Raw genomic sequence first — 13,723 nt, 5'->3', positions numbered from 1 at the left:
CCGCCCCACCGCCTCCACCCATCGCCTCACCACCCATCGCCTCACCGCTACCCCGCCCCGGAGGGCTGCCGCCCTTCTCGTTCGGGTGAACGCCGCTCCAAGAATCGGCAAGGGGTGTCCGGTGGGGCGGCCTGGCGGCATCGGCGCGGTTGCGGTGGGCACGATGACCTGGCACGCAGCGGGAGGGGACCTTTGGGGGACACATGAACGTCGGTCTCGGCCTGCCCATCGGCCGGCCCACGGTCCTGCTGGAGTGGGCGCGGCGCGCGGACGAGGGTCCGTTCACCACGCTTGCGCTGCTGGATCGTCTCGTCTACGACAATCCGGAGCCCTTGGTGGCCCTGGCCATGCTCGCCGGGGCGACCTCCAGGATCCGCGTACAGACGGAGGTGCTGCTCGCCCCGCTCCGCGATCCGGCGCTGCTGGCCAAGCAGGCCGCGACCCTGGACCGTATGTCGGGAGGCCGCTTCACGCTCGGCATCGGGTTGGGGGCGCGCCGGGACGACTACGAGGTCGCGGGCGCGGACGTCCACACGCGCGGGGCACGGCTGGACGAGACGATGGCGGTGCTGCGCCGCGTCTGGTCGGGTGAGCCGTACGGCGAGGGGATCGGCCCGATCGGGCCCGAGCCCACCCGCCGCGGCGGCCCGGAAGTGCTCTTCGGCACCTTCAGCCCGGCCGGCATCCGCCGGATCGCCCGCTTGGGTGACGGCTTCCTGTGCGCGGGCCACGTCGCCGACACCGAGAGTCTGTTCAGGGCCACCGAGAAGGAGTGGGAGGCCCACGGGCGCGCGGGCCGCCCTCGTCTGGTCGCCCAGTTCAACGCCGCCCTGGGGCCGGATCACGTGATCAAGGAGGCGCGCGACCGTCTGTACGACTACTACAGCGGCCCTCACTACATGAACCTGCCGCCCGGCTTCGCCGAGGGCGCGGTGGCGAGCATGCTCACGACGCCCGGCCGGCTCCGCGACACGATCAGCCAGATGGATGACGCCGGCGCTGACGAGATCGTGTTCTACTGCTGGGCCACGGACGTGACCCAGGTGGACCTGTTCGCCGACCTACTCAGCGGCGCTCAGAGCAGATGAGCGCGGCTCGTACGCTTTCGGCAGTCGCATGCCGCGCTCGGCCATGATCTCCCGTACGAGGTTCGGGTAGTCGGTGATGATGCCGTCGATGCCCATGTCGATGAGGGCCTCGATCGTGGCGGGGTCGTCGCAGGTCCACGGGATGACCTTGAGACCGCGGGCGTGCGCCGCCGACACCATCGCCGGGTCGACGTAGAAGCGGAAGCCCGGATCGCCGATCTTTCCGCTCTGCGCGAAGCCGTACACCGGGGACAGGGCCTTGACGCCCGGGATGGAGGCGGCGGCTCGCACGAAGTCGCCCCCGAAGTCGTCGGCGTCGATCCCGCCGAGCCATGGAGAGGCGCCCGGCCGGCCCACTTGGAGGAAGTCGTAGTTGGTCAGCGCCACCAGCGGCCAGCCGGACGCCAGCCGGTGCATCTCCATCAGCGCGCCCCAGTCGAAGGACTGGATGGTGACCTGCTTCTCGATCCCCGACGCCCGGATCTCCTCGAACACCCGGCGGACGAACAGCTCGCGCGGCGCGGTCTCCTGCGGCGCGCCCGCCTCGACCTTGGTCTCGATGTTCAGGCTGACCTGGTTGGCGTGGTAGCTCCTGACGAGGTCGAGCACGTCCTTGAGCTCGGCCATCCGGAAGCCCCGGATCACCTCCTGCTCGGGAAAGCCGGGCAGTTGCTGGAAGCCGCAGTCCATGGTCTTGATCTGGGCCAGGGTCAGGTCCTTGACGAACTTTCCGACGTACGGATACATCGGGTCCCCCGGCGTGACCGGCGCGGTGTCGCGGCACTTCTGGGCGCTGACCTGCCGGTCGTGGGTCACGACGACCTTCTCGTCCTTGGTGACCTGGGTGTCCAACTCCAGGGTGCTCACCCCGAGGCGCAGGGCTTTGGCGAAACCCTCCAACGACTCCTCGGTCGTCATGCCGATGCCGCCCCGATGGGCCTGCAGGTCGAAATGGGTCTTCTGCGGCAGCAATCCGGGATCGCGGGCCGTCGCGGCGTGGGCGGCGGCCGGCGCGGCGAGCGCTGGCACGAACGCCACGCTGACCAGGACATGGCGAAGTTTCACGGGAGGCTCCATTCGGCCGGGGTTTCCACAACCCCGCGACGCTAGATCGTGGGCCGTCCCGCGTTCGCTACAACGGCGTGATCAGGCCATGAACGTTCACAGAATGTTGTGGCCGGTCCGATGGCGACACAGTCACTACACGTTGTTGAGGCAGCCCGCGACAGGGACGGGGCTCTGCGTGCAGTTGGTGGGTCGGTTGGCGGTGATGGCGCCGGCCGTCACCGACGCCGCCGCGGCGTTGAAGAGCCCGCCGGGGGCCGTGCCTGCCGTGTTGCGGGTCACGACACTGCGCGTCATGGTCAGGGTCGCGTGGCTGGCGATCCCGCCGCCCCTGGCAGAGGGGCCGGTGGCGCGGTTGGCGGCGATCATGGCGCCTTCGAGCGTCAGTGGGCCGACGGACCGGATCCCGCCGCCGTCGCCGGCGGAGGTGTTGCCGCTGATGCTGCCGAGGGTCACGGACACCGTTCCGCCGGCGTTGGAGATGCCGCCGCCGAAGGTGCCGGCGGAGTTGTGGTCGATTCTGGAGTCGCGGATGTCCATGAGACCGATGGCGTGGGAGATGCCGCCCCCATCGGTTTCCACGGTGTTGCGTTCGATCCTGGTATTGCGGATGGTCAGCCGATCGCCGGAGGCGGCCGTGAAGATGCCGCCGCCTCGGCGCGCGGTGTTGCCGCTGATGGTGCTGTTCGTCACCGACGTCGGCCCGAAGCTGGTGATGCCGCCGCCTTCACGCCCGCTGTTCCCGATGATCCGGCTGCCGTTCTCGACGATCAGGGTTGAGCCGGCGTCCAGGCCGCCGCCGAAGTTCGTCGCGGTGTTGCCGGTGACGGTGCTGGCGATGAGCCTCAGCACGCCGCCACTGGAGTGGATCCCGCCGCCGCTGCCGCTGGCCTGTCCACCGCGGACCGTGACCCGCCTCAGCGTGAGATCGCCGCCCACGGTCACCTCGAGGATGCGAAACGGGGGCGCCGTCGCCGCGCGGGCGATCGTCGAGCCGTTGCCCTCGATGAGGACGGTGTTGATGATCGTCGGAAGACCGTTGGCGGTGGTGCCGAAGGGGGCGGTGAGCGTGTACGTACACCTCGGGGCGAGATGTACGGTGCCGCCCGAGGCGTTGGCGGCCTGAACGGCCGCGATGAGCCGTGCGGTGTCGCCACAGGGCACGGTGTCGGTCACGTGGACGGGGGAGGCCGCCCCGACGGCCGTGAGAGCCAGCGGCACCAAGGCGACCGCGACTCTGGATGAGCGCCGGTACGGCGCGTGCTCGGTATGGCGATGAGTCATGGCATGCGTCAGCCAGCCCAGAAGTGGCATCGAGACCTCCTGCTTGAAGATGAGGAGTCCCGTTCTACGTCCGTGCCGGTCGACGACATGCCGCCGACACCCGGTGCTGAAGAGCGCCGTCCGAGAACTTGAGGCATTCCTGATCTGGCGGGCTACTTCGCCATCTTTGGCCATGAAGCGGCATTGCCGAGCCCGCGCCCTCGGCCGGCCGGAGCGGCCTGATGTAGACGGTCTTCAGCGGCCGTACGTCGTGCACCTCCCGGTGAACCAGTCCGTCGGCCTCCATCTCCCGCAACGTCTGAGTCAGCACCTTCTCGGTGAGGCCGGGCAGCCGCCGGCGCAGCTCGCCCGGGCGGTGCGGGCCGGACTCCAGGGCCCACAGCAAAATCGTCTTCCACCTGCCGTCGATCACGGCGATCGCGGCGGTCACCCCGCACATGTTCAGGTCCTGGGCGCGGCTGCGCGTCATCTTCCCCCCGTTCATCGCCGAGTGGCTGAGGCATGACCTCGCACTCCGAGCACACTGAACAGTGTGCCGTCACCGTGCTCGGCCCGGACATCTAAAATCATGTATATCAAGTAGGAAATATTGACATTAAGAGATCGGGCTCGTAGCTTCGTCATCATGAGCCAGGCCGCGAACCTGACCAGGCGCCCGCACGTGGACCACGGCCACGTCGCCAGCGCGCAATGTCACTGATCACGAAATCCCGTCGCCAATCCCCTTCCTCCCGCCGAGGAGTGACTTCGTGATCACGATCGGAGGCGGCCCATGGTGCCGTCAGAACCACAGGCGCGGATCGTCGAGGACCTGCAATTTCGCACCTGAAAGGCCATAGCGTATGCCTGTCTCCGCCTTCCTGAGACCCACACTCGCCGTGCTCCTGCTGGCCGCCCTGGCCGGATGCGCCGGAGGCGGCGAGCAGAAAGCCGCCGCGGCGCTCGCCGCCGACGCGCCGCTGCCGACGTCCGTACCCAAGGGCACCAAGCTGATCATCGGAGACCCGCCCACGAAGGTCGCCCTGCAGTTGTCCGGTGAGATCGACAAGTTCTCGTTCGACATCGAGTGGGCCAACATCAGCGGCGGCCCGCAGACCACCGAGGCGTTCAGGGCCGACGCGTTGGACGTCGGCGCGGTCGCGGACATCCCCCCATCCACGCGACCTGGACCGGCCTGCCCGTGAAGATCGTCGCCTCGAAGTTCCGCAAGGATCCGCTCCAGCACCCGACGTACGAGCTCGGCATCGCGCCGGGCGCGACCGTGAAGACCCTCGCCGACCTGCGCGGCAAGAAGATCGCCTACAGTCCTGGCCAGGCCCAGGGCGCGCTCGTGCTGAGGGTGCTGGCCCAGGCCGGCCTGACGAAGGACGACGTCACCCTGGTCGAGCTGCCGAGCACCGGCGACGTCTATCCGAACGCGCTGGCCTCCAGACAGGTGGACGTGGCCCCGATCGGCGGCGTCAACATCAAGCGCTACACCGCCAAGTTCGGCAGGGACGGCGCCACGACCATCCGCCACGGGCTCCGCGACGATCCCGGCCACCTGTACGTGCGGACGGCCACGCTCGAGGACCCGGCCAAGGCCGCCGCGATCCGCGAGTACGTCGCCGCCTGGGCCCGCGCCTCGCGCTGGACCTACGAGCACACAGACGAGTGGATCGCCGGCTACTACGTCAAGGACCAGGGCCTCAACACCGCCGACGGCCAATACCTGGTCGAGCTGGTGGGCGAGCCCGAGATCCCGGCCGACTGGTCCGATGCCATCGCCTGGCACCAGGAGACCATCGACATCCTGGCCAGGGAGACCGGCAACCCGGTGCTGAAGGCCCAGGACCTGTACGACCTGCGCTACCAGACGGTCGGCGCGGACGCGATCAAGGATGGTGTGTGATGACGCTCGTCGCCTCCCGCCCGGCCGTGGCCGTCCCGCCGCCCAGGCGTCGCCGTCTGCGGCCCGGCCGGCGGCTCAGGTTCGGTTTCCTCGTGGGTCCGCTGCTGCTGCTCGCGGTCTGGGCGGCCGCCTCGGCGCGGCGTGCTGGATCCGCGGTTCCTGTCCGCACCGTGGACGGTGATCACCACCACGGCCGAGCTGGTCGAGTCCGGCCGCCTGCAGGAGAACCTGATCGCCTCCGTCCAGCGCGTCCTGCTGGGGCTGGCCTTCGGAGTGCCGCTCGGCACCTTCCTCGCACTGCTGTCCGGGCTGAACCGCTGGGGCGAGGCCGCGATCGACGGGCTCGTTCAGATCAAGCGGGCCGTCCCGGCGCTCGCGCTGATGCCGCTGCTGATCCTCTGGCTGGGCATCGGCGAGGTGATGAAGGTGACGGTCATCACGCTCGGCGTGCTGGTACCGATCTACATCCATACGCACAACGGGCTGCGGAGCATCGACAACCGTTACGTGGAGCTGGCGGAGACCGTCGGGCTCGGGCGGGGCGCCTTCATCAGGAAGGTGGTGCTGCCGGGGGCGTTGCCCGGTTTCCTGCTCGGCATGCGGTTCGCGGTCACGACGGCCTGGCTGTACCTGGTCGTGGCCGAGCTGATCAACTCCACCACCGGCATCGGCTACATGATGGACCTGGCGCGTACGTACGGGCAGACCGACGTGATCCTCGTCGGCATCGTCCTGTACGGCCTGCTCGGCCTCTTCTCCGACGCCGGAGTACGACTCGTGGAGAGGAAGGCACTGTCATGGCGACGGACGTTGGCGGGCTGATCCGGGTCAAGGGCCTGACCCGCCTGTTCGGCGAGCGCGCCGTACTGGACGACCTGGACCTGGAGATCGCGGCAGGGGAGTTCGTGGCGCTGCTGGGTCAGAGCGGGTCGGGCAAGAGCACGCTGCTGCGGGCCCTGGCCGGGCTCGACACCGACGTGAGCGGGGAGGGACTGGTCGAGGTGCCTGAGCCGGTCTCGGTGATCTTCCAGGACGCCAGGTTGCTGCCCTGGCAGCGGGTGCTCGACAACGTCGTGATCGGCCTGGAAGGAGCACGCCAGAAGGGCCGGGAGAGCCTGGCGGAGGTGGGCCTGGCCGGCCGGGAACGCGCCTGGCCCAACGAGTTGTCCGGCGGTGAGCAGCAGTGGTGGCGCTGGCGCGGTCCCTCGTACGCGAGCCCCGGCTGCTGCTCGCCGACGAGCCCTTCGGCGCGCTCGACGCCCTGACCAGGCTCAAGATGCACGGCCTGCTGCGCCGCCTGTACGAGGAACACCGGCCGGCCGTCCTTCTGGTCACCCACGACGTGGACGAGGCGATCGCGCTGGCCGACCGCCTCCTCGTGCTAGACCAGGGAAGGATCGCGGCCGAGCAGCGGCTCGACGCGGGCAGGAGCACCGGCGAGATCCGGGCCGAACTGCTCCGGGCACTCGGTGTGTCGAATCCCGATAAAATTAATAGGGAAAGATCGGCGACGTGAGATCGTACATCACCGGCATGAGCCAGGATCGCGACGAGGCCGTCCACACCGGCCTCCCGGGGGACACACACTGGTACGACCTCCCGGACGACGAGGCCGAGTCCGAGGAGGAAGAGCAGGTCGCCGCGCCGCGACGGCCCTGGTGGCGCCGGCCGCGGCTCAGCGTCGTACGTATGAGCCAGGGCCTTCTCCTGACCAGGCGCTCCCACGTGGACTTCGGCCACGTCGCCGGCGCGCAGTGTCGTTGATCACGGACTTGTGGTCGCGGGCCACGAGGCCCGCCTGCACCCTCGTGCTCCCGGCGCGGCCGACGCCGTCCACGCCCTCGCCGACAACCCTCTCCCGCGCCCCCGGACAGTCGCCGGGGCGACGCGCGAGCATGTCTTCTCCCGTGAGGAACTCTCGTGATCATGCCATCCGTGACATCCGCCCACCCTGGCGACCGCGTACGTCGGACGGGGGTGCCCGCATGACCGACACGCTGCCCGATCACGCCATCGCGGCCGATCAGTTCAAGCGAGCGCTCGCCGTGCACGCCAGCGGGGTCGTGGTCATCACCGCGCAGAGCGCCGGCGTGCCCGTCGGGCTCACCGCCACCTCCTTCTCCTCGGTCAGCGTCGAACCGCCCCTGGTCTCCTTCTACGTGGACCGCTCCTCGACCACCTGGCCGCGACTGAGCGCCGCCGACCACTTCGCGGTCAACATCCTGGCCAGCGACCAGGCCGAGCTGGCGGCCAGGTTCGCGCGCAGGAGCATCGACCGGTTCGCCGAGCCCACCCGCTGGCGGCCGGGACCGCTGGGTGCCCCGTTGCTGCAGGACGTCTCGGCGCACCTGCTCTGCCTGCCCTACGAGAGAGCCGAGGTCGGCGACCACCTCCTGGTCGTCGGCCTGGTGGCCGAGGCGGACGTGCACCGTACCGGTCGCCCGCTCCTCTACCACCAGGGCCGCTTCGGCCGCTTCCTGGCCCACCCCGACTCCTGAAACACACCGTCGTCCACCACGTCGCGGACCGCGTGCCGGTCAGGAAGGGCGGCCGCGTCGTGGAGGCGGTGTTCACGCGGCCGCGTCACCCGTAGCGCGCCGGACGAGACCGGGTTACTCGCGCAACAGCGGTAGGAGCCGGTCGCCCTGGCGTTTGATCTCCGGCAGGTAGGGGGTGTCGGAGAGCACGAAGTGGGTGATGCCGAGGGCCTGGTACTTACGCAGCGACTTCGCCACGTCCTCGGCCGAGCCGACCAGCCAGGTGGTGCCCGCGCCGCCGCCGCCGTACTTGCCGGGGGTGGTGTAGAGGTTGTCGTCGAGCACCTCGCCCCGCGCGGCCAGGTCGAGCAGCCGCTGCTGGCCGACGGCGGCGCGCCAGTTCGGGTTGCGCGCGGTGTCGTTTCCCGCCATCTGCTCGACCTTGGCCTCGGCGTCGGCCCAGGCCTGTTCGGTGGTGTCGCGTACCAGCGTGGTGATCCGCAGCCCGAACTCCAGTGGCGGGTGCTCACGTCCGAGCTTCTCGCTGAGTCGCTTGAGCCGCTCGATCCGCTCGCCGACGCCGTCGAGTGGCTCGCCCCAGAAGAGCTGGATGTCGGCCTCGGTGGCGGCCACCTGCTCGGCGGCTTCCGAAGCGCCGCCGAAGTAGAGCCGGGGGTGCCGGCGTTCGCCCCTGACGACCGTTCTCGGCACCACGGTGGAGTCGGTGACGCTGAAGTGCTCGCCGTGGTAGGTGAGGTTCTCCTCGGTCCACAGCCTGCGCACGATCTGGAGGAATTCCTTGGTACGCGCGTAGCGGTGGGCCTGGCCGCCTTCGCTGTCGCCGTACGCCGCCAGGTCGTCCTTGCCCGACACGATGTTGACCAGCACCCGGCCCCCGGTGAGATGGTCCAGCGTCGCGGCGGCGGAGGCGAAGTTGGCCGGATGCCAGTAGCCGGGCCTGATCGCGATCAGCGGGCGGAACGTCGTCGTCCGCGCGGCCAGCGCGGTGGCGACCGTGAAGGTGTCCGGCCGCCCCCATCCGGTGCCGATGAGCGCCCCGTCCCATCCGTGCCCTTCGAGGGCTTGGGCGTGGCTGGTGAGGGTTTCCAGGCTGTTGTGGTTCGAGACGGCGTCGTCGCCGCGGTGTCCGGGCCGGGCCTGGTTCGGGATGTACCAGAGGAACTGGAGAGTCATGGGTCTTCCTCTTCTGTTCTGGGCTCCCATCACCATAAAACCTACTGTGCATGTAGGTAAAGCATAGTTACGCGGCTCACGTGCCTGCTCGGAGCCGTTGACGCGCAGCAGGGCGTCGTACGCGCCGGGCCGTTCGCCCACGTTCTTCACCCAGACGGACCGGTCAGTTCGCGACCTGGGCGGGCTCCGCCGCCTCCCCGGAGAGCCACCCAGGGGTGCGGTTGTGCGCGTACGTGCCGGTGGCCGACGACATACGCGGCGAGGAGATCAAGGCTTACGTCGTGGCCGTTTGTGACGGGGAGCTCTCGCTGGACGACCTCCTGCGCCACACGCGGGAGCGTCTGGCCTCGTTCAAGGTGCCCAGGTACTGGGAGTTCCGTACGTCGCTGCCTCGTACGCCCTCGGAGAAGATCGCCAAAGGCGAGCTGCGGCGCCAGCCGAGCCACGAGCTCGGACGGTGCTACGACGCGGCTCGGGAGATTTGGCTCGATGAGGTGCCACCGCTGCCGATGCCCTGAGCGCCGGTCATCCCCACCACACGTGCTGACGCCAAATTCACACCAAACCACTCCCGTAGGATTGATCGTCATGTCATACCCGCCCCAAGGACAGGGCGGCCCCGCCGACCCACGCTTCGGCAACCCGATGCCCGGCCCGCGGCACCCTGGTCAGCCGATGCCCGGACCCGCGGGACCGTCGTGGGGAGGTCCGGGCCAGGGCCCGCCAAGGCCCCACCCTCCGCAGCATGGCCACCCCGGAGGCCCGGGCGGCCCCGGTGGTCCTTACGGCCCGGGCGGTCAGGGCGGCCCCGGTGGTCCTTACGGCCCGGGCGGGCCTGGAGGTCCGGGCGGCCCCGGAGGCCCGGGCGGGCCTGGAGGAGGCTGGGAGGGCGGTCCCGGGCGTCCCGGTGGGCAGGGGCCGGCGAGCGGGCCGACGCGCGGCACCCGGCCGGCCATCCTGATCGCCTCGATTGTCGCCCTCGTCCTGCTCGGCGGCGGTGGCGCCGGCGCCTTCGCGTTGCTGTCCGGCGACGACGAGGGTGGCGAGCCGAGCGGTGAGCAGGCGGGGAAGGGCACCTCGGAGAGCGAGCGGCCGACCGCCAAGCTGGCCTCGTTCAAGGGCGAGGACCTCTGCTCGATCTTCCCCGCCGACCTACTGAAGAAGCTCGTACGCAACGCGGAGGAAAATCCCGCGGACGACACCTCCACGATGTCGTCCACGGAAAGCACCTGTGCGTGGGAGTCGGGCGAGCAGCCGAGGGGCCAGGTCGAGCAGAAACGCGACCTCGAAGTGGTCCTGACCACGTACGAGAAGACCCGAGGCGGTTTCGACGCGAAACAACACTTCGCCATCCAGAAGGAAAACACCCAGAGCATGCTGAACGATCCGCCCGAGGGGTCCAGGTTCGGCGAACTGGTGAGCGTTTCCGGCCTCGGTGAGGCGTCATACGCCTTCACGTCCGTGAGCACGGACACGTCGACGAAGGCCGTGGACGCCGAGATAACCTTCCAGCTGTCCGGCGCCCTCGTACACCTCCGATACGGCGGCTACGACAGCCTGCCCGGCCTCAACGGCGGCTACGAACAGCTATCCGAGTCGCAGGTGATGCGCTCCGCGCAGGAGGCGGCGAAGGCGTTCTCCACCGCCCTGCTCAAGGGAGACTCCCAGAGCGAGGACGGCGAGGTCACCCGGATCACCGCCGCCTCCAGAGGCCAGGACGTGTGCAAGGCGCTCCCCGAGCAGACCGTGCGGAAATACGTCGGCAAGGCCAGGACCAGCGCCCGCAACAGCGCGTACTCCGGTGAACGCTGGGCGACGTGCAGTTGGAGCAGCATCTTCGACCCCGAGGGCCGGAGCGAGGCCACGTACAACATGGTGAATCTGCGGGTGAACGTGTCGACCATGAAGGAAGGAGCGGCCGCGGCCCGCGCCAAGTTCCAGCAGGAGAAGAAGGACGCCGGCACGGCACCCGCCGGTGTGCCCGAGGACCAGCAACTGGCGAAGGAGAGCAAGCCGATCACGCTGAGCGGGATCGGTGAGGAGGCGTTCGCGCAGATCAGCACGAGCGACAAGATTGTCAACAGGCGCGAGGCGATCATCTTCTACCGCGTGGGCGGTCAGGTCGTCGAAGTAACGTTCGGAGGTCTGTCCACCGTGGCCACGACCACGGGTCCCGACTCCGACACCACCGCGTTGGGCGAGGAAGAGGTGCTCAACCCGGCCAAGGACGTCGCCGGCCAACTGGCCTCCCGTACCACCGGAAAGTGACCTTCCGCCGTGGGCGCATGGACAGCCCTGTCACCGTCGTCGTGGTCGTTCTTCGGCGGCGTCGAGCGCTGGTGTGAGCGGTGCGAGCGCGGCGCGGAGCAGGTCGGGTAGCGAGCCGGCCAGTACGACGAGCCCGGTCGCGGGGGACGGGGCGGCGGGCCGTACCCATTGTTCGAGCGCGACCTGAACCGCCGCGGCCACGCTCGCCGCGAGGACGCGGGCGGTGTACCGGTCGGTGCCGCCCAGCTGGCCGGTGTCACCTGGCCGGTCGGTGTCGCCCAGGCGGTCGGCGATCGCGTCGGCGAGGGGATGTGTGATCGCGCCGGCGGTGTCGACGAACGCGTCGCGCAGCGCGGGACGGGTGGTGATCAGCAGCAGCGCGTCGCGACCGTGCTCACCCGGGTCGGTGTACTGCTCCACGATCGCGTCGATGACGGCGTCGGCGAGGCGGACGCCTTCGGGCCTGGCGGCTACCGCCGCGGCGACTCGTGACTCCCGTTCGGCGGTGACGGCGGCGACGATCGCCTGCTCGCGACTGGAGAAGTAGTTGTTGTAGGTCCGTGGCGAGACCCCGGCGGCCTCGGCGATGTCGTCGACGCGCACGTTGTCAGGCCCACGCTCAAGGGCCAGTCGCAGCGCCGCCTCGCGCAACGCCTCCCGGGTGGCCTGCTTCTTCCGCTCCCGCAACCCGTCCTGTCTTGTGGTCACCGTCCCACCTTACATGCGGAGAATGCAAACTTGCGTGTACGCATTTTTTTTCGTAGCCTCGGGCTCTCCGGCCGACAGGAAGGACCAGACCCATGCGGGCCAAGGGCATCAGCTACGACACGGGCTTCATCAGCGGGGGAGCGATCTCCCGAGAGCGCTTCGACCCGGACGTGGTCAGGCGCGAGCTGGAAATCATCCGTGACGACCTGCACTGCACCGCGGTCCGTGTCATGGGCGGTGATCCGGAGCGGCTGGAGCTGGCCGCGACGTACGCCGCCGACCTCGGCCTGGAGGTCTGGTTCTCGCCCTACCCTCTCGAGCTGACCACCGAGGAGATGCTCGCGCTGTTCGCCGACTGCGCGGAGCGCGCGGAGCGGCTCCGGCGGCGGGGAGCCGAGGTCGTGTTCGTCGCCGGCGCCGAGCTGAGCCTGAAGAACAAGGGGTTCGTGCCGGGCGAAACCGAGGACGTCCGGCTCGACCTGCTGCTGAACCAGCGGGATCGCCTGCGCGAGCGGGTCGGCGAGCTCAGCGCACGTGTCAACGAGTTCCTCGGCAACGCCGTGACGCTCATCCGCGAACGATTCGACGGCAAGATGACCTACGCCGCCATACCGCTGGAGCGCGTCGACTGGGCCCCCTTCGACATCGTGGGCGTGGATCTCTACCGGTCGGCCGAGGTCGCCGGCCGGTTCAGCGAGGGCGTACGCACTCTCGTCGCGCAGGGCAAGCCGGTCGCGATCACCGAGTTCGGCACCGCCACCTACCGGGGCGCGGCCGACAGCGGCGCCCGGGGCCTGGAGATCGTCGAGTACGACAAGGACACCGGCGCACCCGTCCGACTGACCGGCGAGTACATCCGCGACGAAGCCGGCCAGGCCGCGAACCTGCGTGAGCTGCTGGAGATCTTCGACGAGGAAGGCGTCGACAGCGCCTTCGTCTTCCTCTTCGCGCTCGGCAACTTCCCACACCGCCCCGGCGGCGACCCCCGTGACGACCTCGACCTGGCCAGCTACGGCATCGTCAAAGTGCTCGACGACCGCCACGGCGACACCTACCCCGGCATGCAATGGGAACCCAAGGCCGCGTTCACCGCGCTGGCCGAGCACTACCGCGGCTGACCGCGTACGGATCGAACAGGAAGAGGAACATGAACACGACTGCGGCCGCCGGCGGCCACTTCCTGCTGGGCGGTGACCTGCGGGTCAACCGGCTCGGCTTCGGCGCGATGAGGCTGGCTCTCGGCGGCTCCGTACGCGGCCCAGAGGCGGGCATCGCGGTGCTGCGCCGTGCCACGGAGCTCGGCGTGAACCACATCGACACCGCCGGCTTCTACGGGTTCGGTGACCTCCACGCGCACGAGCTGATCCGGGAGGCGTTGTCGCCCTACCCGGAGGACCTGGTGCTCGCCACCAAAGTGGGTCCGCTGCTCGAGGGCGGCGTCGTGCCCACCGGCCAGGCCACGCCCGATCAACTGCGCGGTCTGGTCGAGGAGGATCTGCGCCGCCTCGGCCGCGACCGTTTCGCCCTGGCCTGGCTGCTCGCCACCTCACCGGTGACACTGGCCATCCCCGGCACCAGCTCGCTCGACCATCTGACCGAGAACATCGCGGCGGCCGGCCTCCGCCTCACCTCCGACGACCTGGCCGAGCTGCCCTGACGAGCGTCCACGCCCCCGGCACGCCGCTCATCGAGGTGACCTTGTGAATGGGGTTGTAGACGTCGGCCCAGTTCTGCTTCTCGGACCGCGC

Annotated in this window: 17 protein-coding genes; 12 read left to right on the top strand and 5 right to left on the bottom strand. The window is 69.5% G+C overall.

Annotated elements, in window-relative coordinates:
- Nucleotides 1-203 precede the first annotated feature (203 nt).
- Nucleotides 204-1,088 (top strand): LLM class flavin-dependent oxidoreductase, encoded by an 885-nt coding sequence (locus tag ITP53_RS29685; RefSeq protein WP_195898755.1) that lies wholly within the window; start codon nucleotides 204-206, stop codon nucleotides 1,086-1,088.
- Here the strand turns inward: ITP53_RS29685 and ITP53_RS29680 are convergent.
- From ITP53_RS29680 to ITP53_RS58000, 3 genes are all read right to left on the bottom strand, one after another.
- A complete protein-coding gene (locus ITP53_RS29680) occupies nucleotides 1,062-2,153 on the bottom strand; it encodes a glycerophosphodiester phosphodiesterase family protein (protein ID WP_328816176.1) in 1,092 nt (363 codons plus the stop codon). The two genes, ITP53_RS29685 and ITP53_RS29680, sit on opposite strands and share 27 nt — an antisense overlap.
- A 135-nt stretch (nucleotides 2,154-2,288) precedes the next feature.
- On the bottom strand, nucleotides 2,289-3,467 hold the full coding sequence (locus ITP53_RS29675) for a hypothetical protein (RefSeq protein ID WP_195898753.1): 1,179 nt from the start codon (nucleotides 3,465-3,467) through the stop codon (nucleotides 2,289-2,291).
- 34 nt (nucleotides 3,468-3,501) lie between these two features.
- Nucleotides 3,502-3,921 carry a winged helix-turn-helix transcriptional regulator gene (locus tag ITP53_RS58000; protein WP_407941323.1) on the bottom strand — a complete coding sequence of 140 codons (420 nt, stop codon included), beginning with the start codon at nucleotides 3,919-3,921 and terminating at the stop codon, nucleotides 3,502-3,504.
- A gap of 358 nt (nucleotides 3,922-4,279) precedes the next feature.
- On the opposite strand from ITP53_RS58000, the gene ITP53_RS57995 reads away from it, so the two are divergent.
- The 7 genes from ITP53_RS57995 (at nucleotide 4,280) to ITP53_RS29645 (ending at nucleotide 7,826) form a co-directional block, all read left to right on the top strand.
- Nucleotides 4,280-4,621 (top strand): type 2 periplasmic-binding domain-containing protein, encoded by a 342-nt coding sequence (locus tag ITP53_RS57995; protein WP_236051307.1) that lies wholly within the window; start codon nucleotides 4,280-4,282, stop codon nucleotides 4,619-4,621.
- Nucleotides 4,618-5,328 (top strand): ABC transporter substrate-binding protein, encoded by a 711-nt coding sequence (locus ITP53_RS29665; protein WP_328816171.1) that lies wholly within the window; start codon nucleotides 4,618-4,620, stop codon nucleotides 5,326-5,328. Before ITP53_RS57995 ends, ITP53_RS29665 begins: the two co-directional genes overlap by 4 nt.
- Before the next feature lie 141 nt (nucleotides 5,329-5,469).
- Nucleotides 5,470-6,150 (top strand): ABC transporter permease, encoded by a 681-nt coding sequence (locus ITP53_RS29660; protein WP_328816169.1) that lies wholly within the window; start codon nucleotides 5,470-5,472, stop codon nucleotides 6,148-6,150.
- A complete protein-coding gene (locus ITP53_RS29655) occupies nucleotides 6,126-6,593 on the top strand; it encodes an ATP-binding cassette domain-containing protein (RefSeq protein ID WP_407941321.1) in 468 nt (155 codons plus the stop codon). Before ITP53_RS29660 ends, ITP53_RS29655 begins: the two co-directional genes overlap by 25 nt.
- On the top strand, nucleotides 6,515-6,844 hold the full coding sequence (locus ITP53_RS61285; protein ID WP_407941320.1) for a hypothetical protein: 330 nt from the start codon (nucleotides 6,515-6,517) through the stop codon (nucleotides 6,842-6,844). Before ITP53_RS29655 ends, ITP53_RS61285 begins: the two co-directional genes overlap by 79 nt.
- Nucleotides 6,841-7,092 (top strand): hypothetical protein, encoded by a 252-nt coding sequence (locus ITP53_RS29650; RefSeq protein ID WP_195898752.1) that lies wholly within the window; start codon nucleotides 6,841-6,843, stop codon nucleotides 7,090-7,092. The genes ITP53_RS61285 and ITP53_RS29650 overlap by 4 nt, the downstream gene beginning before the upstream one ends.
- A 221-nt stretch (nucleotides 7,093-7,313) precedes the next feature.
- Entirely contained in the window at nucleotides 7,314-7,826 is a 513-nt protein-coding gene (locus ITP53_RS29645) for a flavin reductase family protein (RefSeq protein WP_195898751.1), read from the top strand.
- 114 nt (nucleotides 7,827-7,940) lie between these two features.
- Here the strand turns inward: ITP53_RS29645 and ITP53_RS29640 are convergent, their stop codons facing one another.
- Nucleotides 7,941-8,999, bottom strand: coding sequence for an LLM class flavin-dependent oxidoreductase (locus tag ITP53_RS29640; protein ID WP_195898750.1), 1,059 nt, complete (start codon nucleotides 8,997-8,999; stop codon nucleotides 7,941-7,943).
- Nucleotides 9,000-9,214: 215 nt separating this feature from the next.
- Between ITP53_RS29640 and ITP53_RS29635 the strand changes: the two genes are divergently transcribed.
- Nucleotides 9,215-9,517, top strand: coding sequence for an AMP-binding enzyme (locus ITP53_RS29635; RefSeq protein ID WP_195898749.1), 303 nt, complete (start codon nucleotides 9,215-9,217; stop codon nucleotides 9,515-9,517).
- Between the two features lie 70 nt (nucleotides 9,518-9,587).
- Nucleotides 9,588-11,267: a hypothetical protein gene (locus ITP53_RS56270; protein WP_207756578.1), complete on the top strand. Its 1,680-nt coding sequence runs from the start codon at nucleotides 9,588-9,590 to the stop codon at nucleotides 11,265-11,267.
- A gap of 30 nt (nucleotides 11,268-11,297) precedes the next feature.
- Here ITP53_RS56270 and ITP53_RS29625 read toward each other — a convergent pair whose 3' ends face one another.
- On the bottom strand, nucleotides 11,298-11,975 hold the full coding sequence (locus ITP53_RS29625; RefSeq protein WP_195898748.1) for a TetR/AcrR family transcriptional regulator: 678 nt from the start codon (nucleotides 11,973-11,975) through the stop codon (nucleotides 11,298-11,300).
- Nucleotides 11,976-12,067: 92 nt separating this feature from the next.
- On the opposite strand from ITP53_RS29625, the gene ITP53_RS29620 reads away from it, so the two are divergent.
- Nucleotides 12,068-13,093 carry a hypothetical protein gene (locus ITP53_RS29620; RefSeq protein ID WP_195898747.1) on the top strand — a complete coding sequence of 342 codons (1,026 nt, stop codon included), beginning with the start codon at nucleotides 12,068-12,070 and terminating at the stop codon, nucleotides 13,091-13,093.
- A 29-nt stretch (nucleotides 13,094-13,122) separates the two neighbouring features.
- A complete protein-coding gene (locus ITP53_RS29615; RefSeq protein ID WP_195898746.1) occupies nucleotides 13,123-13,632 on the top strand; it encodes an aldo/keto reductase in 510 nt (169 codons plus the stop codon).
- The last annotated feature ends 91 nt before the right edge of the window (nucleotides 13,633-13,723 follow it).

The sequence above is a fragment of the Nonomuraea cypriaca genome, from assembly GCF_015645445.1.
GTDB classification, from domain to species: Bacteria; Actinomycetota; Actinomycetes; order Streptosporangiales; family Streptosporangiaceae; genus Nonomuraea; species Nonomuraea cypriaca.
This window is presented reverse-complemented; position numbering and strand designations above follow the sequence as displayed.